Origin of the sequence: Treponema sp. C6A8, from assembly GCF_000619925.1 — a bacterium.
Lineage (GTDB): Bacteria > Spirochaetota > Spirochaetia > Treponematales > Treponemataceae > Treponema_D.
The window spans coordinates 51,937-76,800 of sequence record NZ_JHVB01000001.1 but is presented as its reverse complement, the minus strand read 5'-3'; the positions used below and the strand labels follow the sequence as shown (position 1 = coordinate 76,800).

At 42.4% G+C, this 24,864-nt stretch carries 16 protein-coding genes; 4 read left to right on the top strand and 12 right to left on the bottom strand.

From position 1 onward, the window contains the following. Positions 1 to 277: 277 nt before the first annotated feature. From T530_RS0100300 to T530_RS0100290, 3 genes are read left to right on the top strand one after another with little or no spacing between them, the layout of a single operon-like run. On the top strand, positions 278 to 1,870 hold the full coding sequence (locus T530_RS0100300; RefSeq protein ID WP_027727285.1) for a CTP synthase: 1,593 nt from the start codon (positions 278 to 280) through the stop codon (positions 1,868 to 1,870). Between the two features lie 18 nt (positions 1,871 to 1,888). Further along, positions 1,889 to 3,055: a glutamine synthetase family protein gene (locus tag T530_RS0100295; RefSeq protein WP_197018220.1), complete on the top strand. Its 1,167-nt coding sequence runs from the start codon at positions 1,889 to 1,891 to the stop codon at positions 3,053 to 3,055. A gap of 2 nt (positions 3,056 to 3,057) precedes the next feature. Then, entirely contained in the window at positions 3,058 to 3,624 is a 567-nt protein-coding gene (locus T530_RS0100290) for an ANTAR domain-containing response regulator (protein ID WP_027727283.1), read from the top strand. Between the two features lie 7 nt (positions 3,625 to 3,631). Here T530_RS0100290 and T530_RS0100285 read toward each other — a convergent pair whose 3' ends face one another. The 3 genes from T530_RS0100285 to T530_RS13105 form a co-directional block, all read right to left on the bottom strand. Beyond that, on the bottom strand, positions 3,632 to 5,227 hold the full coding sequence (locus T530_RS0100285) for a glutamate synthase subunit beta (RefSeq protein ID WP_027727282.1): 1,596 nt from the start codon (positions 5,225 to 5,227) through the stop codon (positions 3,632 to 3,634). Between the two features lie 101 nt (positions 5,228 to 5,328). Then, positions 5,329 to 9,849 carry a glutamate synthase large subunit gene (gene gltB, locus T530_RS0100280; RefSeq protein ID WP_027727281.1) on the bottom strand — a complete coding sequence of 1,507 codons (4,521 nt, stop codon included), beginning with the start codon at positions 9,847 to 9,849 and terminating at the stop codon, positions 5,329 to 5,331. 131 nt (positions 9,850 to 9,980) lie between these two features. Further along, positions 9,981 to 11,609, bottom strand: coding sequence for a DEAD/DEAH box helicase (locus T530_RS13105; protein ID WP_038073195.1), 1,629 nt, complete (start codon positions 11,607 to 11,609; stop codon positions 9,981 to 9,983). Positions 11,610 to 11,799: 190 nt separating this feature from the next. On the opposite strand from T530_RS13105, the gene T530_RS13100 reads away from it, so the two are divergent. Next, on the top strand, positions 11,800 to 13,956 hold the full coding sequence (locus tag T530_RS13100) for an EAL domain-containing protein (RefSeq protein WP_051537680.1): 2,157 nt from the start codon (positions 11,800 to 11,802) through the stop codon (positions 13,954 to 13,956). Here the strand turns inward: T530_RS13100 and T530_RS0100265 are convergent. The 9 genes from T530_RS0100265 to T530_RS0100225 all read right to left on the bottom strand — a co-directional run bounded on the left by T530_RS0100265 (position 13,953) and on the right by T530_RS0100225 (position 24,863). After that, entirely contained in the window at positions 13,953 to 14,249 is a 297-nt protein-coding gene (locus tag T530_RS0100265; RefSeq protein ID WP_027727280.1) for a PG0541 family transporter-associated protein, read from the bottom strand. The genes T530_RS13100 and T530_RS0100265 overlap by 4 nt on opposite strands. A 9-nt stretch (positions 14,250 to 14,258) precedes the next feature. After that, positions 14,259 to 17,744, bottom strand: a complete 3,486-nt coding sequence (locus tag T530_RS0100260; protein ID WP_027727279.1) for an efflux RND transporter permease subunit — start codon at positions 17,742 to 17,744, stop codon at positions 14,259 to 14,261. 19 nt (positions 17,745 to 17,763) lie between these two features. Beyond that, positions 17,764 to 18,681: an efflux RND transporter periplasmic adaptor subunit gene (locus tag T530_RS0100255; protein ID WP_027727278.1), complete on the bottom strand. Its 918-nt coding sequence runs from the start codon at positions 18,679 to 18,681 to the stop codon at positions 17,764 to 17,766. A gap of 20 nt (positions 18,682 to 18,701) precedes the next feature. Continuing rightward, a complete protein-coding gene (locus T530_RS13095; RefSeq protein ID WP_051537679.1) occupies positions 18,702 to 20,162 on the bottom strand; it encodes a TolC family protein in 1,461 nt (486 codons plus the stop codon). After that, the gene (locus T530_RS14475; protein WP_027727277.1) at positions 20,162 to 21,400 is read right to left on the bottom strand and encodes a TetR/AcrR family transcriptional regulator; all 1,239 of its coding nucleotides are present in this window, start codon (positions 21,398 to 21,400) and stop codon (positions 20,162 to 20,164) included. The genes T530_RS13095 and T530_RS14475 overlap by 1 nt, the downstream gene beginning before the upstream one ends. 287 nt (positions 21,401 to 21,687) lie before the next feature. Next, entirely contained in the window at positions 21,688 to 22,911 is a 1,224-nt protein-coding gene (locus T530_RS0100240) for a HisS family protein (RefSeq protein WP_027727276.1), read from the bottom strand. 46 nt (positions 22,912 to 22,957) lie between these two features. Beyond that, complete coding sequence (locus T530_RS13085; protein WP_038073192.1) at positions 22,958 to 24,076, bottom strand: N-acetylneuraminate synthase family protein; 1,119 nt, start codon at positions 24,074 to 24,076, stop codon at positions 22,958 to 22,960. A gap of 16 nt (positions 24,077 to 24,092) precedes the next feature. Continuing rightward, positions 24,093 to 24,461, bottom strand: coding sequence for a hypothetical protein (locus tag T530_RS0100230; protein WP_027727275.1), 369 nt, complete (start codon positions 24,459 to 24,461; stop codon positions 24,093 to 24,095). 3 nt (positions 24,462 to 24,464) lie between these two features. Then, the gene (locus T530_RS0100225; RefSeq protein WP_027727274.1) at positions 24,465 to 24,863 is read right to left on the bottom strand and encodes a (deoxy)nucleoside triphosphate pyrophosphohydrolase; all 399 of its coding nucleotides are present in this window, start codon (positions 24,861 to 24,863) and stop codon (positions 24,465 to 24,467) included. Between the last annotated feature and the right edge of the window lies 1 nt (position 24,864).

Here is a 24,864-nt window from a genome sequence, read left to right as displayed (position 1 = left end):
GTCTTAAATATCCAGAATTTGCTTTAAAAGCAAAAAAGGTCGCAAAAGTACTACTTCTGCGACCTCATTGCCGTTGATATTCCACTTTATACAGTTTAAAAAAAAAACTGTCAACAGTATTTGTAAAAATTTTTAGTTTTCTTAAATTTTATTGACATTCCCCGGTCAAAAGCATTATAAATAATAATGAAAAAAGAAGAGCAAAGACGCTCATTCGATTTAACGGCAGATTGTCGCTAAATGGAATGAGCGTCTTTTTTTTGGAGAAAATACTATTATGACTAAATTTATTTTTGTAACTGGTGGAGTTGTATCGGGGCTTGGAAAAGGAATTACTGCTGCGTCTCTGGGACGCCTCTTAAAATGCCGCGGGCTTAAAATTGCATCGCAGAAACTGGATCCATATATGAACGTTGACCCGGGTACTATGAGTCCTTTCCAGCACGGAGAGGTTTTTGTTACCGACGACGGAGCAGAAACTGACCTTGATCTTGGCCACTACGAACGCTTTATCGATGAAAACCTTACAAAATATTCAAACCTTACAAGCGGCCGCGTTTACTGGAATGTTTTGAACAAAGAACGACAGGGAGAATATCTTGGACAGACAGTTCAGATTATTCCTCACGTAACAAATGAAATTAAGGATTTCATTCTTAAAAATGCAGAAGTTAGCCAGGCAGATGTAAGCATTGTAGAAATTGGCGGTACAATCGGTGATATTGAAAGCCAGCCTTTCCTTGAAGCAATCCGTCAGCTGGCTCTTGAAGTAGGCCGCCGCAACTGTCTTTTTATTCACGTATGTCTTGTTCCTTACATCAGCGGTTCGGACGAATATAAATCAAAGCCAACCCAGCATTCGGTAAAGGAGCTTATGGCTGTGGGAATCCACCCTGATATTATTGTAGCCCGCTGTGATAAAGAGATTCCTCTTGAAATCCGTAAAAAGATTTCCCTTTTCTGTAACGTGGGAGAAGACTGCGTTATCAACAACACAACCTGCCGCAGTCTTTACGAAGTTCCTCTTATGCTGCACGCCCAGAACATGGATGATGTTGTCTGCCGTGACATTGGAATTGATAATACCCGCAAGGATTATCCCATGCTGTCTGACTGGTCAAAAATGGTTGAAACAATTCATGCCCGAAAAGGCCAGGTTCAGATTGCCCTTGTAGGAAAATATGTAAAGCTTCACGACTCTTATTTGAGTATTGTAGAATCCTTGAACCACGCATCCTTTGTAGTTGGTAAAAACGTAAAAATCAAATGGGTAGATTCTGACAGCGTAACAGATGAAAGCGCCGGACAGATTTTTGCAGACTGCGCCGGAATCATTCTGCCGGGCGGATTCGGTCACCGCGGAATTGAAGGAATGATTTCTGCCTGCCGCTATGCCCGCACCCGCAAGCTGCCTTATTTCGGTATCTGTCTTGGAATGCAGATTGCAGTAATTGAGTTTGCACGCAGCGTCCTGGGCTACAAGGATGCAAACTCCCGCGAATTTGACGAACTTTGCGAACATACTGTAATTGACCTTATGAAAGACCAGGAAGGCGTAATTAAGGGCGGAACCATGAGGCTAGGTTCTTATCCTTGTAAGATTACTCCGGGCACAAGACTGGAAAAAGCCTACGGCAGTTCTAATATTGCAGAACGCCACCGCCACCGCTATGAATTTAACAATGATTTTAGATCAGAAATGGAAAATGCAGGTCTTGTAATAAGCGGAACTTCCCCAGATAATACTCTTGTAGAAGCAGTTGAACTTGAAGACCACTTCCACGTTGGCGTTCAGTTCCATCCGGAATTCAAAAGCCGTCCAAACAATGCAGGCCCTCTCTTTGTTGAATTCTTAAAGGCATGCTTATAAAATATATACGAGGTTATTATGTATTCAGCAAGTGAAATTTTGGAATATGTTGAAGAAGAAGATGTAAAATTTGTACGTCTTGCTTTTTTTGATTTACACGGCGTTCAGAAAAATATTTCTATTATGGCCAGTCAGCTGGAATCGGCTTTTAAAAACGGAGTAAGCTTTGACGCTTCTGCCATTTACGGCTTTGAAAGTCCGGAAAAATCTGATTTATTTCTTCACCCGGATCCAACAACAATTTCAATTCTTCCATGGCGTCCTAATACAGGAAAAGTTGTGCGAATGTTCTGTACAATTTCGCACCCGGACGGTACTCCTTACAAAAAGGACTGCCGTACCCTGCTTGCAAATGCAGTTAAAAAAGCCCGTGATGAGTACGGAGTAGAATTCCGTTTTGGTACAGAAATTGAATTCTATCTCTTTAAGCTTGATGAAAATGGAGAGCCTACAAAAACTCCTTTTGATAACGCAAGCTATATGGATATTGCGCCGGAAGACAAGGGTGAAAATATCCGCCGCGAAATCTGTTTTACCCTTGAACAGATGGGCATTCAGCCGGAGGCCAGCCACCATGAAGAAGGCCCTGGTCAGAACGAAATTGACTTTCACTATGCCGATGCCCTTACAGCGGCCGACAATGCTTCAACTTTTAAATGGATTGTCCGCACAAGAGCTTCTAGCGCAGGTCTTTATGCTGATTTTTCTCCAAAACCTCTTGAAGATAAGGCAGGAAGCGGCTTTCACATCAATCTTTCCTGCTCAGATGATGCAAAAAAGGAAAATGTACTTGCAGGAATCTTGAAGCACGCTTCGGAACTCACCTACTACATGAACTGCACGGAAAATTCTTACGACCGACTTGGCTCATGCAAGGCACCAAAATACATTGCCTGGGGTTCTGAAAACCGTTCTACTTTTATCCGCATTCCAGCCGTTACAAACAATAACGCAAGCCGCCTGGAAATCAGAACTCCTGACAGTGAATGTAATGTTTACCTTGTATTTACCCTTTTGATTTATGCCGCCCTTGACGGAATCAAAAACAAGCTGCAGGCTCCTGCAGAAGTAAAGGAAAACTTATTTACGACAAGCTGCAAGTGCGCTACCCTGCCAGACACCCTGGATTCAGCCCGTCAGATTGCAGAAAACAGTCCGTTCATTAAGAAAGTTCTTGGATTCTAAAAATGATTGAAGACTGCCACTGCGTTTTACTTGTAACAAAAGATCCCAAACTTTCTCAAATTGTAAGCCTTATGCTTATGGCACCTCTTTTTGAAGTTGATATTTTAAGCGACTTCAATGAAGCAAGACGCCGGGTATCGGAACGCGTATACAACATCATCCTTGTAGATTATGCAGAAGGAGACGGCATTGATTTTGTCCTGGATGCTTCAGATTCCCTAAGCACAATACTTCTGCTTACTCCTCCTGCTTTTTTTGAAGAAGTAAGCTACAGGGTAGAAGGCTACGGAATCATTTCTGTAACAAATCCTTTTGACCAGTTCTATTTTTACAATATGATTAAGGCAGCAATTGCCGTGCAGTATAAAGTACAGATTCTTTCGAGCCAGACAACTAAACTCAAGAATAAAATGGAAGAAATTAAGCTTGTAAACCGGGCCAAGATGCTTTTGATGCAGAATTTGAATATGACAGAGCAGGAAGCTCACCATTATATAGAAAAAGAAGCAATGAACCGAGGCCTTAAAAAGACCTCGGTTGCAGAAAACGTTGTAAAAACCTATTCGTAATTAAGTATTACTTCAAAAGAAAATTATCAATTTCCTGTGCGCATTCGCGGCCTTCAGCTATTGCCCAGACTACGAGTGACTGTCCGCGGTGCATGTCGCCGGCGGCAAAAACCTTAGAAACTGATGTGGCATAGCCTGTATCTGAACTGAATGAAGTTTCAATCTTCTGCTGGCCTTCAGCAAGGGCAGTTGCAACAGTTGCTCGAGCTCCCAGTTCAACACCGAATGACTGTGCGGTATATTCTTCACAACCGGTAAAGCCTGCGGCAACAAGAAGAAGGTCACAGGGAAGAGTTTTTTCTGTTCCAGCGCGTTCTACAAGCTGGCGCTTTCCGTCAATCACTTTGAATTCAACTTCTACAGTGCGAACGGCTGTAATGTGACCGTCTTTACTGATTACTTCTTTTACAGTTGTTTCATAAACGCGAGGGTCGTGACCGAATACTGCAATTGATTCTTCGGCACCGTAATCAGTTTTAAGAACTTTAGGCCACTGTGGCCACGGATTATTTGCTGCACGCTCTTTTGGGGGACATGGCATCATTTCTATCTGAGTAACACTTGCAGCACCCAAACGGATTGAAGTTCCGCAGCAGTCGTTTCCAGTATCACCACCGCCTACAATCACAACATGTTTACCTTCAACTTCAATTCCAAAATCCTGAAGCAGCATCTGGTCAATCTGCTTGTTTGCAGGATTGATTCCGATTTTTTCAAGGGCGCCAGTTGTTGCAATTACACATTTTGTAACGGCTTTAAGGAAGTCTACTGCAAACATCATTCCGCCGGCAGCGCCTTCCCGCTCTGATTTAAGCTCAGAAATACCAGCCGAAGTAAGTGCGCGGGCTTTTTTTGCACCACAGCAGAGGGCAACAGCATCAAACTGATTTAAGATATGCTCTGCAGAAATATTTTTTCCTACGTCAGCATTGAATACAAAGTCAACGCCTTCTGCCTTCATCAAGGAAATTCGGCGTTCAACAATTTTTTTGTCCAGCTTCATGTTCGGAATACCGTACATCAAAAGTCCGCCGGCCTTATCTTCGCGCTCGTAAACTGTAACGCTGTGACCACGGCGGTTGAGCCAGTCAGCAGCTGCAAGACCTGCAGGACCGGCACCAATTACTGCAATCTTTTTACCGCTTCGAAGAGCCGGGATTTCCGGCTTCATGTAACCTGATTCAAAAGCCTTTTCTATAATATAAAGTTCGTTTTCGTGAACTGTAACAGCCCCGTCTCCGCAGACAGGATTTCCACAGTTACAGGCTTTTTCGCACAGGGCAGGACAAACCCGGCCTGTAAATTCCGGGAAGCTTGAAGTTTTTAAAAGGCGCCAGGCAGCCATATCGTACTGACCTTTGTAAAGCGCATCGTTCCACTCAGGAATATAATTGTGAAGAGGACAGCCTGTTACCATTCCGGCAAGACGGATTGCACTCTGACACATTGGCACACCGCAGTTCATACAGCGGGCAGCCTGTTCGCGGCGCTTAGCATCCTCCATTACGGGATGAAATTCCTTAAAATTCTTTATACGATCAAGCGGTTCAAAGCTTCCGTTTTCAATTCTTTTATAATCCATAAATCCAGTTGGTTTACCCATATTAATTCTCCTATGATGTTTTAAGGAGGGGAAGGCCTTCCCCTGCGCCCGCACTTCGTTGCGGGCTACCCCTTATGCGGGGACACCCCGCAACGCCCCACTTATGCAGTCGCCTTCTTAAAGGCTGCAAGGACTGCATCATCATGAGCAAGACCTTTAGACTCTTCTGAGGCAATTTCTGTCATAATCTTCAGATAATCGTTAGGGATAATCTTTTTGAAGCAGGTCTTGTAATGTTCCCAGTCAGCAAGAATTGTCTTTGCTTTTTCTGAGCCGGTTTCTTTTGCGTGCTCTTCAATAAGAGAGTGAAGAAATTCTTCGTCGCTTGTTCCACGCAAAGTAGAAATCTCATCATCAAGGTCGTAGCTCTTTACAAGCTCGTGATTAAGGCGTTTGTAAAGATCATGCTTTTCATCAAGAATGTAAGCAAGACCACCGCTCATACCGGCACAGAGGTTGCGTCCAGTGCGTCCAAGAATTACGGCAGTTCCGCCTGTCATATATTCAAGACCGTGGTCACCACAGCCTTCTGCAACAACACTTGCCCCGGAATTACGAACGCAGAAGCGTTCACCTGCCACACCGTTGATATAAGCTTTTCCGCTTGTAGCACCGAACAAGGCAACGTTTCCTACAATAATATTGCTGTCTGCATCGCCGGCAAAATCTGCAGGCTTTGTTACAACCAGCTTTCCGCCGCTCAAACCTTTACCAAAGGCATCGTTGGCATCACCGGTAAGTCTGAGTGTAAGTCCCTTTGGAATAAAGGCACCAAAACTCTGACCAGCACCACCTTCAAAGTTTACAATGAAGGTATCGTCTGCAAGGCTGCTTCCAAAGTGCTTTTGAATCTCACTTCCAAGAATAGTACCTGCAGTGCGATCTGTTGATTGAATTGCTTTTTTGTCATCAGAAACGACGTCAGTCGTTTCGAATCCGTGTGACACTTTTTCAATCCATGGAAGAAGTGTCTTTTCATCAATTGTCTTTTCAAGTTCAAAATTGAATGTATCGCGGGTCTTTTTCCAATCATCATTTCTAGAACCTAAAACCTCTAACCTGGAACCTTTAGGTTGCGCAAGCAACCGACTGAGGTCAATAAGACCCGCACGCTTAAAGCCCTGCTTTTCCTTCATCTTAAGAAGGTCTGTTCGTCCGCACATTTCATCAATAGAACGAACTCCAAGTTTTGCCATATATTCACGAAGTTCCTGAGCAATAAACTTCATAAAGTTTTCTACGTATTCAGGCTTTCCCGGGAAGCGTGCGCGAAGTTTTTCATTTTGAGTTGCAACACCAAATGGACAGGTATCCAGGTTGCAGACACGCATCATAGCACAGCCCATTGTGATAAGAGGCGCTGTAGCAAATCCGAACTCTTCAGCCCCCAAAAGGCAGGCGATTGCAACGTCACGGCCGCTCATGAGCTTACCGTCTGTTTCAATAATTACACGGCCACGCAAGCCATTCTGAATCAAAGTCTGATGAGCTTCGCTCAAACCAAGTTCCCAGGGAAGACCTGCGTGGTGAATTGAACTGATAGGCGCAGCACCTGTACCACCGTCATGACCGGAAATCAATATTACCTGAGCACCGGCTTTTGCAACTCCGGCAGCAATTGTACCTACACCTGCTTCACTTACAAGCTTTACGCTGATTCTGGCAGCGCGGTTTGCATTTTTCAAATCATAAATAAGCTGAGCAAGGTCTTCGATAGAATAAATATCGTGGTGAGGTGGTGGCGAAATCAAAGATACACCCGGGGTTGCGTAACGTGTTTTTGCAATCCAGGGGTATACTTTTTTACCAGGTAAGTGGCCTCCTTCACCAGGCTTTGCTCCCTGTGCCATCTTAATCTGAATCTCGCGGGCGCTCAAAAGATATTCTTCTGTAACGCCAAAACGGCCGGAAGCAACCTGTTTGATTGCTGAGTTATATTCTGTTCCAAGACGTTCCGGTTTTTCTCCACCTTCACCAGAGTTAGACTTTCCGTGAAGATGATTCATTGCGGCTGCCATACACTTATGGGCTTCTTCAGAAATTGAACCGTAAGACATGGCACCAGTCTTAAAGCGCTGAACGATAGAATCAACGCTTTCAACTTCGTCAATTGAAATACCGCCCTTTGCATCAAAATTAAAGTCCAGCATAGCACGCAGGGTGTGAGGGCGACTGTTGTCATCAACAAGGGCTGTGTATTCCTTAAAGCGCTTATAGTCACCGTTTCGGGTTGCTTCCTGAAGGGCAATAATAGTTTCTGGATTATAAAGATGATCTTCTGCATTCGGGCCGCGGCGGAATTTATGGAAGCCAACAGAATCAAGATGAGTATTAACTGTAAGGCCCATATCATTCCATGCCTGTTTATGATGATAGATAATGTCTTCTTCAATTTCTTTAAGACCAATACCTCCAACGCGGCTGACTGTATTTGTAAAGTATTTGTCGATTACCTTCTGCGCAATACCAACTGCTTCAAAAATCTGTGCCGACTGATAAGACTGAACGGCAGAGATTCCCATTTTTGCAGCGATTTTTACAATACCGCCGATAATTGCCTTGTTGTAATCATCAATTGCTGTGTGATAATCCTTGTCCAGAAGCTTCTGGTCTATAAGTTCGGCAATTGCTTCATGCGCAAGGTAAGGATTGATTGCGCGGGCACCGTAGCCCATACACATTGCAGCCTGATGAACATCACGAACTTCACCGCTTTCAAGAATGATAGAAATCTTTGTACGTTTTTTAGTACGGATTAAATACTGCTCAACGGCACTTACTGCAAGAAGCGAAGGAATTGCTGCATGCTTTTCGTCTACTCCGCGGTCACTTAGGATGATGATGTTATAACCTTCTGAGTAAGCAGCATCAATCTGCTTAAAGAGATTTTCCAAAGCAGATTCAAGGGTAAGCTTATCCATATCCATCAAAAGAGAAAGGCTTGTAGCACGCAAACCAGTTTGATTCAATGCGGCAATTTTTACAAGGTCGGTTCCAGTCAAAATAGGATTATTGATTTCGAGTACGCGGCAGTTTGAACCTTTTGTATGAAGAAGGTCACCGTCTGTACCAACGTAAACTGTTGTATCTGTTACGATTTTTTCCCGCAGACTGTCAATTGGAGGGTTTGTAACCTGGGCAAAAAGCTGTTTGAAGTAGCTGTAAAGAGGGGGATGCTTGTCTGAAAGGCAGGCAAGCGGAGTATCAACTCCCATGGCACCAGTTGGTTCTACCCCGTTACGTGCCATTGGAAGAACCATTTCGTTCAGGTCTTCGTAGTTCCATGCAAAGGCGCGGTAAAGGCGGTTGCGTTCTTCCTGGCTGCTTACAGGGATTTTTTTATTTGGAATTTTAAGGTCTGCAAGGTGAATAAGATTCTGATCAAGCCATTCGCCGTAAGGATTTTTTGTAGCGTAAGTTTCCTTAAGCTCTTTATCTGTAATAAGACGTTTCTGACTTGTATCAACAAGAAGCATGCGGCCTGGCATAAGACGTGATTTTTCTACAATCTGGCTTTCAGGAATATCGAGAACACCTACTTCGCTGGAAAGTACCAGCATATTGTCCTTTGTAATAAAATAGCGGCTTGGGCGGAGTCCGTTGCGGTCAAGAGTTGCACCAAGAACATCACCGTCTGAATAGAGGATTGCTGCAGGACCATCCCAGGGCTCCATCATTGTTGCCCAGTAATGGTAGAAGTCTCGTTTTTCCTGACTAAGACTCTCATCGTGTTTCCATGGCTCCGGAATACAAACCATAACTGCCAGAGGAAGAGGCATGCCGTTCATTACAAAATATTCAAGGCTATTGTCCAGCATTGCAGAGTCGGAACCGGTTGTATCAACTTCGCCGTCGCGGGCAAGCATTCGGTCTACGTTTCCGCGGATTGTATTGATTTCTCCGTTGTGAGCTATAAAACGGTTCGGGTGAGCGCGCTGCCAGCTTGGATTTGTGTTTGTAGAAAAGCGTGAGTGAACAAGGGCAAGTGCCGATACATATTCAGCTGACTGCAAATCTTTATAGAAGGTTCTGAGCTCGTGAACCAGAAACATTCCCTTGTAAACAATTGTACGGCTGCTTAAAGAACAGATGTAAGTTTTGTGATTATCTTTTTTTTCAAAAGAAAGGCGTACTTTATATAGAAGTTTATCGAATTCAAGGCCTTTTTCGCATCCTTCCGGGCGGGCAATAAAAGCCTGCCAGATATTCGGCATACAGTCGCGGGCTTTTTCTCCAAGAACATCAGGATTAACTGGAACTTCGCGCCAGCCAAGAAACTTTAATCCACCCTCTTTTACGCATTTTTCAAAATCAGCTTTTTCTGATTTGCATTCAGCAGCGTCACCAGGAAAGAAAATCTGTGCAATACCATAATCACGCTCACCAAGCTTGCCGACAAAATCTGCGGCAGCCTTCTTAAAAAAGTCATGGCTGATCTGTAAAAGGATTCCAACACCATCACCTGTTTTTCCGCTGGCATCTTTACCCGCACGGTGTTCAAGTTTTTCAACAATACTGAGCGCATTATCAACAATTTTATGCGACTTGCTTCCGTCAATATTCACAACAGCCCCGATACCGCAGGCGTCATGCTCAAACGATGGTTCATACAGTGTCTTCATTCTTTACCTCAAATAAAAAAAGAGGCCGTAGACAATAGCTTTGGGGACAGATTATCCCTAAGTTATTATCTACGACCTCTTTGCCGTATATTTCTTTAATAATATTAAATTTTATTAGTCTAAGTCAAGTATTAGCGGCCAAAGAAAGCCTTAACTTTCTGCCAGAAGGTCTTCTTAGGAGCAGCTTTCTTGCTGTTAGCATAGCGTCCACCATTATTACCCTTCTTTCCAGCCTTGTTATATGGCTTCTTCTTGTAATCTGCCTTCTTGTAGCCTAAAGATTTTGATGCAGCTCCGTTTCCGTAGCGTTCCTTGTACATCTTCATGCGCTCGTCGTAAGACATACCTGCAAGCTTTTCCGGGTCGATATAAGACTTACCTTTAGGAGCACCCTTCTTGAAGTCGCCCTTCTTGTAATCTTTTTTGTATCCGTCTTTCTTGTAGTCAGACTTTTTACCGTCGTAAGATTTTTTATAGCCTTCGCCGCTTCTTCCCTTACCGCCTGATTTTCCACCACGCTTGTTATGGAAGTCTCCGTCACGGCCTTTTCTGTAGCCGCCGCGGTTGTCGTAAGTGTCATCGTCACGCCAGTTTTCTGTCTTAATGTACATGCCGGCAGATTTATCTTCCAGCATCTGATCTTCAAATGCAACGGAAGAAGGAATTGTCATTTCTACATAGCGTTCGATTGCAGGAAGATTGTAAACATCCTGTTCTGAACAGAAGGTATAGGCCTTTCCAGATTTTCCGGCACGGGCTGTACGACCAATGCGGTGTACATAGTTTTCAGCCTCAACAGGAAGGTCAAAGTTGATTACCATTGCAAGGTCATCAACGTCGATTCCGCGGGCAGCAACATCAGTTGCAACCAGAACTGGAACTTGGCCAGCCTTAAATGAATTCAAAAGCTTAAGGCGTTTCGACTGTGGCAAATCACCGATAAGGAAGTCTGCCTTAATTTCATTAATCTGAAGGCGTTTTGCAACAACCTCACAGCTTCTCTTTGTATTACAGAATACAATTGCACTGGCAGGATTTTCCTTCTTCAAAATACCAATCAAAAGCTTCATTTTGTCGCTGCTTGCAACGTGCAAAAGCTCCTGCTGGATTTCGCTTACAGTGATATTTTCTGCTTCAATTGTGATCTCTTTAGGATCGCGTGTATATTCCCATGCAAGGTTCTTTACGTATGAGTTCAAAGTTGCAGAGAAAAGCATTGTCTGGCGGTCTTCAGCCTCAGGAATGCACTTAAGAATCTGGCGCAAATCAGGATAGAAGCCCATATCAAACATGCGGTCAGCTTCGTCAATTACACAGAAAGCAGCATTGCTCAAATCAAGGTTTCCGCCCTCCTGCAAATCAATTACGCGGCCAGGAGTACCGATTACAATATCAACTCCCTTTTTAAGTGTTGCAATCTGTTTTTCGTAACCTACACCACCATAAACGCTGAAGGCTTTAAGGCCAGAAGTTCCAACTAAAACCTTAGCCTCTTCTTCTACCTGAACGGCAAGTTCACGGGTTGGCACTAATACAAGAAGCTTCTTTCCCTTTGCTTCTTCTTTTGTAATCATCTCGTTGATAACGGCAACAAGATATGCAGCAGTTTTTCCGGTTCCTGTCTGTGACTGAACATATAAATCAGAACCATCCTGTGAAGCCTTAATCACCTCTTCCTGAACCGGTGTGCAGCTTACATAACCGGCGGCTTCAATTCCCTTCAAAAGTCTTTCATCAAGACCAAATTCAACAAAATCCATTTGTTTGTCCTTATAATATATAGTAGAAGGCGTATTTTTCGCCCATTTTTGCAGTCTATCTAGAAAATAATACAGTATTTTGCGTTTTTGTACCATATGGCGAAATCGGCCTTTTTTGCAAAAGAAAATCAATTTGACATTCTGAAAATCTGAATTAAACTTAATTATAGGTATTTATAACGGAGCTTTAATGGAAAAGTTTAGATACGAAGAGCAGGAATTTGCACTTATAGAAAATACTCCAGTTCCATTAGCTGTTTATCAGTTCCTGGACAACCGTGTTGTTACAGTTGCGCTGTCTAAGGGCTTCTGCGACCTCTTTGGCTTTAAAACAAAAGAAGATGCCTATTTCCTGACAGAAAATGATATGTACCGCGACTGCCACCCTGATGATACGGCCCGCATTGCCGATGCCGCAGTTACCTTTGCAAAAGACCAGGGCGAATACGACGTTATTTTCCGAACTAAAGTAAACAACAGATACAGAATCATTCATTCCCGCGGCGAACATTTTTACAAAAACGGGATAAAGCTTGCCGCCGTCTGGTATTTTGATGAAGGTGAATATGTAGAAGACGCTTCCATTTCAAATGACCTGACACATACAATCACCAACGCCCTTCAAATCAGCAGTCTTTATCATAAGGTAACCTACGATTACCTGACCGGGCTTCCTAATATGGGCTATTTTTTTGAGATTGCCGAAAAAGGAGTTGATGAACTGATTAATGCCGGAAAAACTCCTGTCATGCTCTTTTTTGATTTAAACGGCATGAAGTATTTTAATGTAAAATACGGACTTTCAGAGGGCGATAACCTTATCCGCTCTTTTTCAAAGCTTCTGGTAAAATATTTTTCAAATGAAAACTGTACCCGCTTCGGCATGGACAGGTTCTGTGTCTTTACAAGTGATGATGATCTGGAACAGCGCCTCTGGAAGTTTTTTGCAGAATGCGAAAACCTGAACGGCGGAAAGACCCTTCCTGTGCGGGCTGGCATTTATTCAAGCAAGATGGGAAGAATCGGAGCCTGCTTTGCCTGCGACCGGGCAAAAATGGCCTGCGACAAAACCCGCAACGCCTATGTTTCCCACTTTACTTATTTTGATGAATCCATGCTAAAGGAAAGCCAGAACAGGCTTTATATAATAGAAAACTTTGACCGCGCCTTAAAGGAAGAATGGATTCAGGTTTATTACCAGCCTATTGTTCGCGCTGCTACCGGCCGGGTCTGTGATGAAGAAGCTCTTTCCCGCTGGATTGATCCTATTCACGGAATGCTAAGCCCGGATGCCTTTATTCCAATTCTTGAAGAATCTAACCTCATTTACAAGCTTGACCTTTACGTTACAGAAAAGATTCTTGAAAAAATGAAGGCCCAGGCTGATAAGGGACTTTACGTCGTTCCAAACTCTGTAAACCTTTCACGTTCGGATTTTGAAACCTGTGATATTGTAAAGGAAATTACAAATCGGGTTGACCAGAGCGGCATTCCTCACGAAAAGCTTACGATTGAAATTACAGAAAGTGTAATCGGAAGTAATTTTGAATACATGAAAACTCAGGTTGAGCGCTTCCAGTCCCTGGGCTTTAAAGTCTGGATGGATGATTTTGGAAGCGGATATTCTTCCCTTGATGTTCTGCAGGATTTCCACTTTGACCTGATTAAGCTGGACATGAAGTTTATGAGGAATTTTGCTTCAAGCCAGAAAAGCAAGATTATCCTGACAGAACTTATCCGCATGGCAATGAGCCTTGGAATTGAGACAATTGTAGAAGGCGTTGAAACTGAAGAACAGGTTGAATTCCTCTGCGAAGTCGGCTGTACAAAACTTCAGGGCTATCACTTCTGTAAACCGATTCCTCTTATCCAGATTTTTGAACGCTATGACAAGGGAACTCAGATTGGTTTTGAAAATCCTGCCGAATCAGATTATTACGCAGCCCTTGGAAAAATCAATCTCTACGACCTTTCTGTCATCACAAATAATGAAGGCGAATCTTACAAAAATTATTTTAACACCCTCCCTATGGGTCTTTTTGAAGTTGATGATGAAAAAATCAAATTCACAAGGGGAAATAAATCTTACAGGACCTTCCTGACAACTTATTTCCCGCCTTACTTAAAAGAAAAGATTCTTCCTCTGGCTGAAAAAAATAAAAACCCAGAAACCGGAGTCTCTGAGTTTATAAATACCGTTCTAAAATGCAAGACGGAAAGCTCTTCTGAGATTGTTGATATTAAACAGTCTGACGGAACTGTTTTCCACCTCTACTTCGGGCGCATTGCAGAAAACCCGGTTTCTAAAATTGTCGCCCTTGTAGTTGTGGTTCTTAATATCAGCTAGAACTCGTATCCCGAAGAAATAAAACAGCCGATTCCTTCGGTAATAAAAAGCTTTCTGAATTTTGTTACAACGTGCTTGATTTTTTCAGCTTCTTCTTCTGAACAGTAAATTATGTACATAAGGTTAAGCTGAGGCCAGACGTTGTCTCCAAGATGAGGCTTATTAAAACCCGCACCCATAACAGGATTGATTTTTGTAAACTTCTGGCCAACTCCAAGCTTTTTGAATTCTTCGGTAAAGTCTTCTTCAAGAGCCTGAGAGCACATAATTTCAATACGAACTTTCTTTTCCATATTATAACCTTATTCCTTATCCTTTTTATGTTTTTTATCTTTCTTGTGCTTCTTTTCTTTTTTGCCTTCTTTAGACTTTTCAGAAGATTTTTTATCCTTTTTTCTGGCTTTCTTCTTTCCGTCTTTTTCTTCATCTTCAGAAATTTCAGCAATAGGAGAAACAAAAGCTTTTACAGGTGCAGGATTTTCAGGCTTTTCTGTCTCTTCTACCTTTGCAGTTTTTTCAGTTTCAAAAACATTCTTTGAGGCAGAAGTTCTGGCAACAATATTTTCTGAATATCCTGCCATATGAGTAATATCCTCTTCTGTAAATCCGCGGTCAGCAAGCTTTTTGCGTTCCTTAAGAGCCTTTTTAGCTGCCTTCTTTTCAGCCTTTTTCATACGCTTAGAGTTCACGATAAAGTAAATAGTAGGCATTAAGAAAAGAGTCATCAAAGAACCGAAGGTCATACCTCCGAATACGGTAAGGGAAATCGGCTGCATTGAAGTATTTCCTTCACCAGGGAAGAAGGCCATAGGTGCAAGGGAAATAACAGTTGTCAAAGTACTCATCAAAATAGGGCGCAGACGGTTAGAAGCAGCCTGAATACATGCTTCCTCCAGACCATAGCCTCGCTTACGCAAAAGGTTTGTATAGTCTACAAGTACGATACCGTTATTTACAATTGTACCTACAAGAACCAGGACACCCATAATCGTAATTACGTTGAGCTTTGTTCCTGTAATAGCGTAAATTGCAATTACACCAATAAAGGAAAGAGGAATTGTAAACAATACGATAAATGGATCCACAAGTGATTCAAACTGGCTGGCCATAACTACAAATACCAGGATTGCCGCCATGATGATGATTGCACCGAATTTTACAACGGCTTCCATCATATCGGCAAAGTCACCGCTGATTGTAATGCTGACAGCATCATCCTTTGGAATGTTGTCGTTAATAATCTTATTGATGTTTTTCTGAATTACATCAAGAGAAGTACCCGCAACTGTTTTTGCAGTAACCTTAATAATTCGGGTCTGGTTCTGGCGGTAAATTGTTACCGGAGAAGTTGTCTGTTCAACGTGAGCAAAGCTTGAAAGAGGAATGCGGGATCCAAAGCTGTTCATTACAAAAATTGAATCCAGATCCTTGAGCTTTTTGCGGTCTTTTTCTGCAAGCTTAACGACAACATCAATATCATTACCGTTCTTTGTGTAGCGGCTGGCTGTTGTACCATTGATTGCGGCAGAAATTTCTGAACCTACGCTGTAAACATTCAGACCAAGCTCATACATACGGTCGCGGTCAACAACAATTTCAGCCTGAGGAAGACCGTCTTCAAGGTCGCTTGTTACAGAGGTAATAAAGTCGCTTCCGTAAGTTTCAAGAGCCTTCTGAACATCAGTTGCGGTCTGGCGCAAAAGATTAAGGTCATCACAGCGAATTTCGATTACAGTACCGCCCGAGCCTACACTGTTCATATTCTGAGAATATTTAATCTGAGTTCCAGGGAAGTCATTAAAGAATTCTTCAACCTTCTTTTTTGCAGACTTATCGTTATCCCAGCCCGGCTTGCGCTCTTTTCCTGTATAGAAAGTAAAGCGGACTGTAGCTTCGTTTGTAGTTGCACTTGAAGAAAGGAAGGATGAGCCGCCTACAGTTGTAGAAGTATATTTTACACCTTTAAGAACGCCCCAGCACTTCTGCTGCAATTCAGCAACAACTTCAGAAGTTGCATCCAGAGTAGAACCTTTTGGAAGGGTTACGTCAAGGCTGATTGTATTTTCTGATTCTTCCGGCATGAATACAAAACCGATCCATTTGATAGAAATGAAAGAAATCAGAAGAAGTCCGAGAATACTGAAAATGAAAGTTTTTCTGTGGTGTAAAACCCATTTTACCCCGCGGCCGTAAACATTTCCAAGATTGATGAAGAAACGGTCAAAGGCGCGGTTAATTCCGTAGCTGAGTCCCTTGTGGTCTTTTTCACTCATTTTATCCAGAGGAAGATAGGTCGAACACAAAACAGGAACAAGGGCAACGGCGACAAAAAGCGAACAGATCAAAGAGAAGATGATTGTAAAGGCAAGGTTGTTGAACATCTGTCCCATCATTCCAAGCTGCTTCTGGAACATTACCATTGGAAGGAAGATACAAACTGAAGTAAGTGTACTTGAGGTAATGGAAGAAACCATTTCCTGAGAACCCAGGATTGCAGAAACGGTCGGCTTTGCATCTGTCTGGCGGTAAGCAAAGATATTTTCCAGAACTACGATTGAGTTATCTACAAGCATACCGATACCCAGCAGAAGTCCACCCATGGAAATCATATTGATTGAGATTCCCTTAAAGTACATGAGCATGAGGGTAATGAAAACCGAAATCGGGATGGAAAGACCGATGATAAAGGTTGTTTTAAATGAACGGAGGAAGATAAAGAGGATGATGATGGCAAGAGCCGCACCAATAATTACCGACTTTACAACCTCATGTACAGTCTGCTCAATAATATCAGTTGTATTGTAGGTTTCTACAATGCTGAGATCTGAAGGAATTTCCCTGTTGAGCTTATCAACTGTCTTGCGGACTTTTTTTGCGGCCGCTACAGAGTTTTTACCGCTCTGTTTTGTTACCATGAGCATTACGGAAGGTTCCGCATCAAGGAAGGCAAGAGTTGACTGAGTTTTATATCCCTCATAAACATCCGCAATATCACGCAGACGGAGCTTTACAACAGAAGGTGCAGAAGAACCGTCGCTTGCAGTAGTCTTATAGGAAATTACAGTGTTTTTCAAATCCTCAAGACTTGTGTATTTTCCGTTTGTCTTAATCGAATAGTTGATTTCATCACTTTCAATGGAACCACCCGAAGACTGAACGTTCTGAGCACCAATCATTTGGGCAATTGTACTTACGCTAAGGCCGTAAGCTTCAAGACGGTCTCGGGGAATATCAACATTAATTGAACGCTCGCGTCCACCAACTACATTAATGGAAGCAACTCCATCAATCTGCTCAAGTCGAGGCTTAAGTGTATCTTCTGCCAGAGTTCGGATTTCCTCAGGAGTTCGGGGCCCCTTTACAGTCAGCATCATAATAGGCATCATGGAAGGATCCATTCGGATTGTAATCGGAGTTTTTGCGTCGGTCGGCAGATAAGAACGGACAAGGTCAATCTTATCACGGATATCATTGGCGGCCGCATCAAGGTTGGTTCCGTAATTGAACTCCATGATTACAAGGCTCATACCAGTCATGGAACGCGACTGAAGCTTTTTAAGACCAGTTACACCGGAAAGAGAGCCTTCCAGAGTTCGGGTAAGGCTCTGCTCTACTTCCTCAGGACCAGCATTTCCGTACTGTGTGTAAACAATCATGTAAGGAAGATCCATATCAGGATACAAATCCAGAGGAAGACTGAAGGTACAGTATATACCAAGGGCAACGAGAACTATAAAAACAAGCAGTGTCGTTACCGGTTTTTTAACAAATTTTTCTACAAATGTCATAAAAATCCACCTGACTTTTTTATTCAGTAAGAGAAACTACATTTACCTTTGAACCTTCGCTGAGAAGGCTCTGACCTTTTGTTACAACAATCTGACCGGCAGTAAGGCCGTCTACAATTTCAGTTTTATCATCGATTGTAAGGCCAAGCTTTACAGCCTGCTGATGAACTGTAGGCTTTTCATCTTCAGATGCAGCCTGATTGAGGACAAATACATACGGCTTTCCTTCGCGTGTTACAATCGCTGTTGAAGAAAGAACAATTGAATTTGAGCGGGTTTCTGTAATCAGCTTTACGCGGGCGTACATACCGATTTTAATTTGATTATTACGCTGAACAATGCGGACTTTTGTAAGCATTGTACGGCTTGAATTATCAAGAACAGGACTTACTTCAGAAACCTTTGCACCAAAAACCTCTCCAGGATAAGCATCAAATGTAAGTTCTACGCGCTGACCTTCCTTTACGCGACTGATAAAACGCTCAGGAACGTTGATTTTAATTTCCATTTCTTCAGTATTACTGATTTTTGCAACTGGCATTGCCTGACTTACAGTTGTACCGATATTTGTAACAAGAGAAATAATCCGGCCTGCAGCAGGAGCCTTTACAGGGCTTTCTGAATAATTATATCCCGGGCGGCTTGCATCAACATAGGCGATAATCTGATTTTTTACGACGTTATCTCCGACAGAAACCTTTACAGCAGAAAGTTTTCCGGCCATATCAGGCAATACGCTTACAGAAGAAACTGAATCAACGTCTCCTCCGAATTCAAGATAATCGTCCAGAGTACCGACAGACAGTTTTTTTGCAGTTACTGCATACAAAATTTCATCTGAACCTTCGTCTGCAGCCTTAGCAGCCTTTTTTCCGCAGGATGTAAAGGCAGTCACCAAAAGAGCAGCCGCCGTCAAAGTAAAAATAATTTTCTTCATATGTTTTCCCTCTTTTTTTACTATTTTGTAAGCTTTGTATTAAGCTGATTTTCAAGATTCATTACAGTTGTAATGAAAGTAAGTTTTTCATTCATAAGGCCAAGTTTTGCCTGCTTCAAGGAGTTTTCTGCATCTTTTACGGCAAGCTCTTCCTGTGAACCGTTGTTGTAACCGCGCAAAGTTGAAGTATAGGCACTCTGGGCAACTTCAATATTACGTTTCATGTTAGCAATGTTATCAAGGCTTTTGTTGATGTCAGCTACAGAGTTGTGAATTTTCATTTCTGTATTCTGATAAAGCTGTTCAAGACCAATCTGAGTTTTTGCAAGCTTTTGTTTTGCATCTTTGATGCTCTGCATGTTTGCGCTGAATGGCAGCATGTCAAAAAGATTCTGATAAGCAAGAGTAATTGTAAGAGTTCCGCTGTCTGAATAATTTTTATCATCAAACCAGTTTTGCTTAATGTTACTTACTGTCGGACTAAAGCCCCAGCCTACAGAAAGTGAAGGTGTGAAAGTTACAAAATTAGAAGCATTGATTGCCTTTTTCTGAACTTCGATTGTCTTTTTAAGGTTCAAAATCTCTGAATTCTGGTCTACGCATTTTGCATAAAGAGAATCTGCATCAAGTTCGCCAAGATTTGAACGGAGTCTTTCATAATCATTATCAATAGAACCAATAAGTTCAACTTTCTGTCCGTAAGGAAGTCCAAGCAGGAAGGCAAACATATCAATCTGCTGTTCCATCTGCTGGCGTTCCCACTCAACTTCCGGCTTTTTGTTCAGATAAGTTACGCGGGCATTAAGCAGGGAAAGTTCCGGCACCTGACCGTTACGGTAATTGATTTCTGCCTGTTTCATACGGGCTTCTGAATTGTTCAAGGAATCTTCATCAATCTTGAGTTTTTCCTGCATCATAAGAATTCCGTAAAATAACTGGCGGATCTGAAGTTCTGTTTCGTTGCAGGTCTTTTCCCAGCTGATTTTTCCGGCTTCATACTGCTTTTTTGCAATTAACATTTTTGAGATTTTTGCAATATTAAAATCCCAGCGGAAAGCAAGTGAGCCGACTGGATGCCAGCGGGCAACTTCTTCGCTTTCGTACATGCCATCAAACATATTATCTACAAGAGCATTTTTCTTAGGGGAGTCAGGGTTCATCAAGTCTGCAACTGTAAGCTGTCCTGTGTGAAGTCCCATAATTGAAGCTGAAGTTCCCAAAGCCTGCTTCACCGAATCAATATTATTGCTGCGGGCAAGAGTTCCGCTCAAACTGGCACTTGGTAAAAGTGTATTCCAGGAACAGGCACTGGCGCGTTTAGAAATTTCCAGGTCAATGGCCGCGCTCTTAAGAGTCTTAGAATTTTCAAGCGCATAGTCTACCGCCTGGTCAATTGTCAAAGTGATTTTTTCCTGACCGTTTAAAAACGAAAGGCTAAGCAAAAAGCACGATGCTGCAAATAATTTAGTAATTGTTTTCATCAAACATTACCTCCCTTTTTTAAATCTATATCCAATGTAAGTCCACCGGCTATCATATTAAATAAACTCCTTAATGAATCATTTAGTTCTATTTCTGAAAATTCGTGATGAATTGCATTTACAACAAGGAATACCGGGAATGAAAAAATCCATCCGCCAATAAGGTTCGGGTCAAAGCAGGAATATAATTTCTTTGCATTTTTTGTGACCGAGTTTCCAATTTCGGCTGCAATTCCACTTGCGATTTCTTCATCAGCTATTGTTTCAAAGCGTTCACGGTTATAGTTTCCTTCAAGCTGAATCCATTTGCAGGCAGTCAGCATCTTTTTTCTTGTATTAAAATAGATGGTTTCTGTTTTTAAAAGCACGTAAAGTTTTTCAAGAGGGCTCTGAACCTGAGTCATATTCTGAAGTACAGTAGAAAGCATGAGGTTGATTTCCGGCGCGATCAGAGAAGTCAGCATCTGCTGTTTGTCGCTGAACCAGGTGTAAAGACTGCTTTTTACCATTCCAAGTTCCGTTGCCACAGCTTCTACAGTTACATTTGGGAAGCCGACTTTTGCTACGACAGTAGAAAGGGCAACAAGTTTTTTATCAAGCTGAGGAAGAGAAGCAAGAGAGTTGAGGCAGATAGAATCAAGGCGGGCAAAATCAGCGTTAGAAAGAAGGTCTTTTTTGCATGTAAGGCCCTCATGGATGATTTTCAAAACGTTTGTTTCAAAATTTTCGTACTGATTTTCGTCTGTTTCAGAAATTCTAAACCAGCCCAGAATAAAATCAATCATCGTTACGCCAACGAAAAGCCCCTTTGTATAAAGGGGATAATCTTTTACCCGGTGATTTTCGTCAAAGAAAGGAGAGAAAAAGCAGACACCTTCATCACAGTAGCGGTAAAGGCGCTTGTCCTCGCCTACATCAGGTGAAGAAAAAAGTCCGTAATTTATGATTTCAGGATGAACCTTCAAAAAGCGGAGGGCTGAAACAATGCATTCCTTGTATTTTTTTTCGCGGTAAAGAAGGTCAATTTTCTTCATATTGGAATAAATTGTTTCAAAAACCCTTTCCTTAATTGCCAGTTCCAGATCTTCTTTGCTTTTAAAATGACGGTAGATGGCAGTTTTAGAAATATTAACTTCCTTTGCGATACGGGAAAGCGAAATCGAGTTTAAGGAAATTGATTTCAATAAAGAGAAAGTTGCCTGAATAATTTTTTCTTTTGTAGAAAGTTCTTCTGCCATAATAATGTTACCGAACAGCCGGTAACGTTACCGATTGTTCGGTAACAAATATACAAATATGAATAAATAATGTCAATTATGTACAAATAAAAAAAAAAACGCTTCCAGTCGAAATTCAGCTTTCAAAACCGCGCCATAAGGCGCTACATGCTATTTTTGTAATGAAACTATTGAACGCGCCGCTAGCGCACGGCAGACAAAAATAGAATGTTTTTGAAATCTGAACCTCTCCTTCTCGCGTTTTTTTTTAATCCACCTTATCTGTGTATATCTGTGTCAATCTGTGGCTATTTTTTCATCTTTTCAAACTTGGTATACCCGCACTTTTCAAGCATTGCAAACTGAGGACCAGGCTTTTTGTTCATTTTGAAGATTGCTACCGTGTAGTCCTTACGGAGTTCTTCAGATTTTTTCATTACCTCGCAGAAGTCTACTCCGTCTTCATACAAAAGCGCGCACTTTTCTTTTGCGTCAGGAATTTGATATTTCTGGTCAAACAAAATTCCGCAGATACGTTCAAAACCGATTGAAAAGCCTACAGCAGGAACATTCTGTCCGATGAATTTTCCAATCATGTTGTCGTAGCGTCCGCCACCGCCAACTGCACCGCTGAACTGTGGGCAGGCAATTTCAAAAACAAGGCCTGTGTAGTAGCCCTGTCCGCGAACCAAGTTAGGACAGTAAGTGATTTTGTAGCGGCCGCCTGCAATTTTTGAGGCAGTTTCCATAATATATTTAAGGTCATCTGCAATTGCAGGGTCAGCGCATTTTGATGCAACCTGCTCAAGAGTGATGCCGTCACCAGCCCCGGTAATAAAATCATAAAGGGCATTTACGGCTGCTTCCGGGAAAGCCTTTTCTGTAAGCTCAGCCTTTACGCCGTCTGCTCCGATTTTATCAAGCTTATCAAAAGAAATGCAGACAGAATCAAGAGTATCTGTGGCAAAGCCGAAGTTTTCCAGCATGTTGCGGAGAATGCGGCGGTCGTTGATATTGATAGAAAAATCCTTAAAACCGATTGCAAGCATTGCGCGGGCTGTTACGTCAATAAGTTCAACTTCTGCATTTGGAGAAGAATCACCAAGAATATCGATATCGCACTGAACAAACTCGCGGAGGCGGCCTTTCTGAGGGCGTTCTGCACGGTAAACGCGGTCTGTCTGAATTACCTTAAAAGGAGTCTGAAGGTTATCTTTGTTTGCTGCATAGAAGCGGCTCAAAGGAAGAGTCAAATCGTAGCGGAGTCCCATATCGCTGAGAGTTTTTGCATCAGGGTTAGCGGCAAGAGCGGCATCGAGTTTTTCTCCGCGTTTAAGAACCTTAAAAATCAGGTTGAGGTTGTCGCCGCCGTCAGATTTATCAAGATTTTCTGAATCTTCAAGAATTGGTGTAGAGATACGCTCAAAACCTGCAGCGCGGTAAGTTTCCAGAATCTTTCCCTGAACATAGTCACGGAGCTTCTGTTCTTCCGGCAAAATATCTCTCATTCCTTTTAATGCATTTGTTTTCATTTATGTCTCCTAAAACTCCGCCTAAGCGGACATGGCAAATATTTATTTACTTTTTTATCACGTGACTGAACTGTACGCCTTCTCCATTCTTGGCATCACAGGTAAGTTCAGCGCCAATCATCATATCATAAAACATAGGATTTATTCCCGGGGTTAGCACTTTTTCTGTACGCAAAATCGCAATATCCCCCTGGCCTATTTTTTCGCCTTTTTTCATATCCCGCATAAAATGAAGGCTTCTGTTTGTCCGCCCGTAGTTTGCAGATTCTGAAGGCGCAAGTTCTTTTTTGCAGTCAAAAAGCATGGCTTCAAGCTGTTCGCGAGGGAAGTTTTCGCTAAACTGCTTGATAACTTCTTCCAGTCCCCGCTCGCGTCCGTAACGATTCATCAAGGCTTGAGTCTGATGGACTGCGTGAACCATAAGGGCAAACTGCTCAGGTTCCAGAGCTACAGGGTCATCAAGACCGGATGTTTTTTTACTAAGTGTAAAGTGCTTTTCTATCACAGTACCGCCAAGCGCTGCGCTTAAAGAAGGCACCAGCATAGGATCAAGGCTGTGGTCGCTAACACCGTATTCCACACCAAAGATTTTTCCAAGAGAAGCCATAACTCCAAGTTTATAATCCGCTTCTGGGGCAGGATAGCTTGTTACGCAGTGCAAAAAGCTTACGTCTTCTCTTCCCAGAATCTCAAAAGCGCGTTCAATATCGCAGAGCTTTGAAACCCCGGAAGAAATTATCACAGGGACCGGAGATTTTCCAGCCTGCTTCTCTGCCGCCCGGTAATCCCGCAGGGCTTCCAGCATCTTATAGTGATTCAATTCCGGTGAAGCAATTTTTACGATGTCCGGCTCAATTTCCAAAAGCTCTTTAAGACTTTTCAGCCCGAAAGGAGAACAGCAGAACTTACAGCCTTTTGAATGAGTATAATCCAGAAGTTCCTTGTAAAAAGACTTTTCACATTCCAGCTGGCGGAAGCGTTCGTACAAAGGAATGCGTCCCGTAGGCAAATCAACAAAGCCCGTCAGCGGATGCAAAATCTCATCAGCATAAACCCACTGAAATTTAATTGCATCTGCCCCGCTTTCTACGGCGGCGTCAATAAGGCGGAATGCTTTTTCTTTTGAACCTTCGTGACTTGTCCCGATTTCTGCAATAATCAGCATCTTCTAAACCTTTCCGCTATTTCTTTTCAGCCTGCTTTACAGCCGACTCAGCCTTATAGCGGTTTGAATAAATTACAAGGCTTGAAGAAGGAATCCAGCCCTTTTCAAACAGATACCACTGCTCCCCTTCCTGATTAATAGCAAAGCCTGTAACCTGTAAAATTTCATCTTTACGGCAGTAAGAATTTGTTGCCGAATCCCGGGAAGGTTCTTCCCTGAAGCCGACATAAGGTTCAGAAACAACAGCCCAGTCCACATCAGGAGCAATTGCAAATGGATATGAATTATCAAAATCTACAGTTTCAATTTTATCATCAGTTTTTTTACAGCCGGAAGCAAAAATCAAAAGGCCGGCGCAAAAAAGAAGGACAAGATACTTTTTCATAAATTACAGCCCCATCTCTTTGAGCTTAGTATAAATTTTCAAATCAGAATCAACAAAATTCAATTCAGGGATTTTATTAAAATCTTCCCATTTATAGTCAGTGTGTTCGGTAAGAGTAAAGCGGCGGCTAAGACCGTCTTCGGCAAAATGAACGCGGAAGGCATCTACAAAGCATTCTTTTCCTTTGTGCTCAAAAGTAACATCGCAGAGTTTTTCAAAAACTTCCACCTCTACGCCGAACTCTTCATTCATTTCGCGCTTAATGGCAGTTTCAAAATCCTCTCCGGCGTCGATTTTTCCGCCGGGGAATTCCCATCTTCCGCCCATATCGCCGGTATTCTGGCGTTTTGCAAGAAAAACCTTTCCCTCTCTAATATCAATACACGCAACAGATCTGCTCATG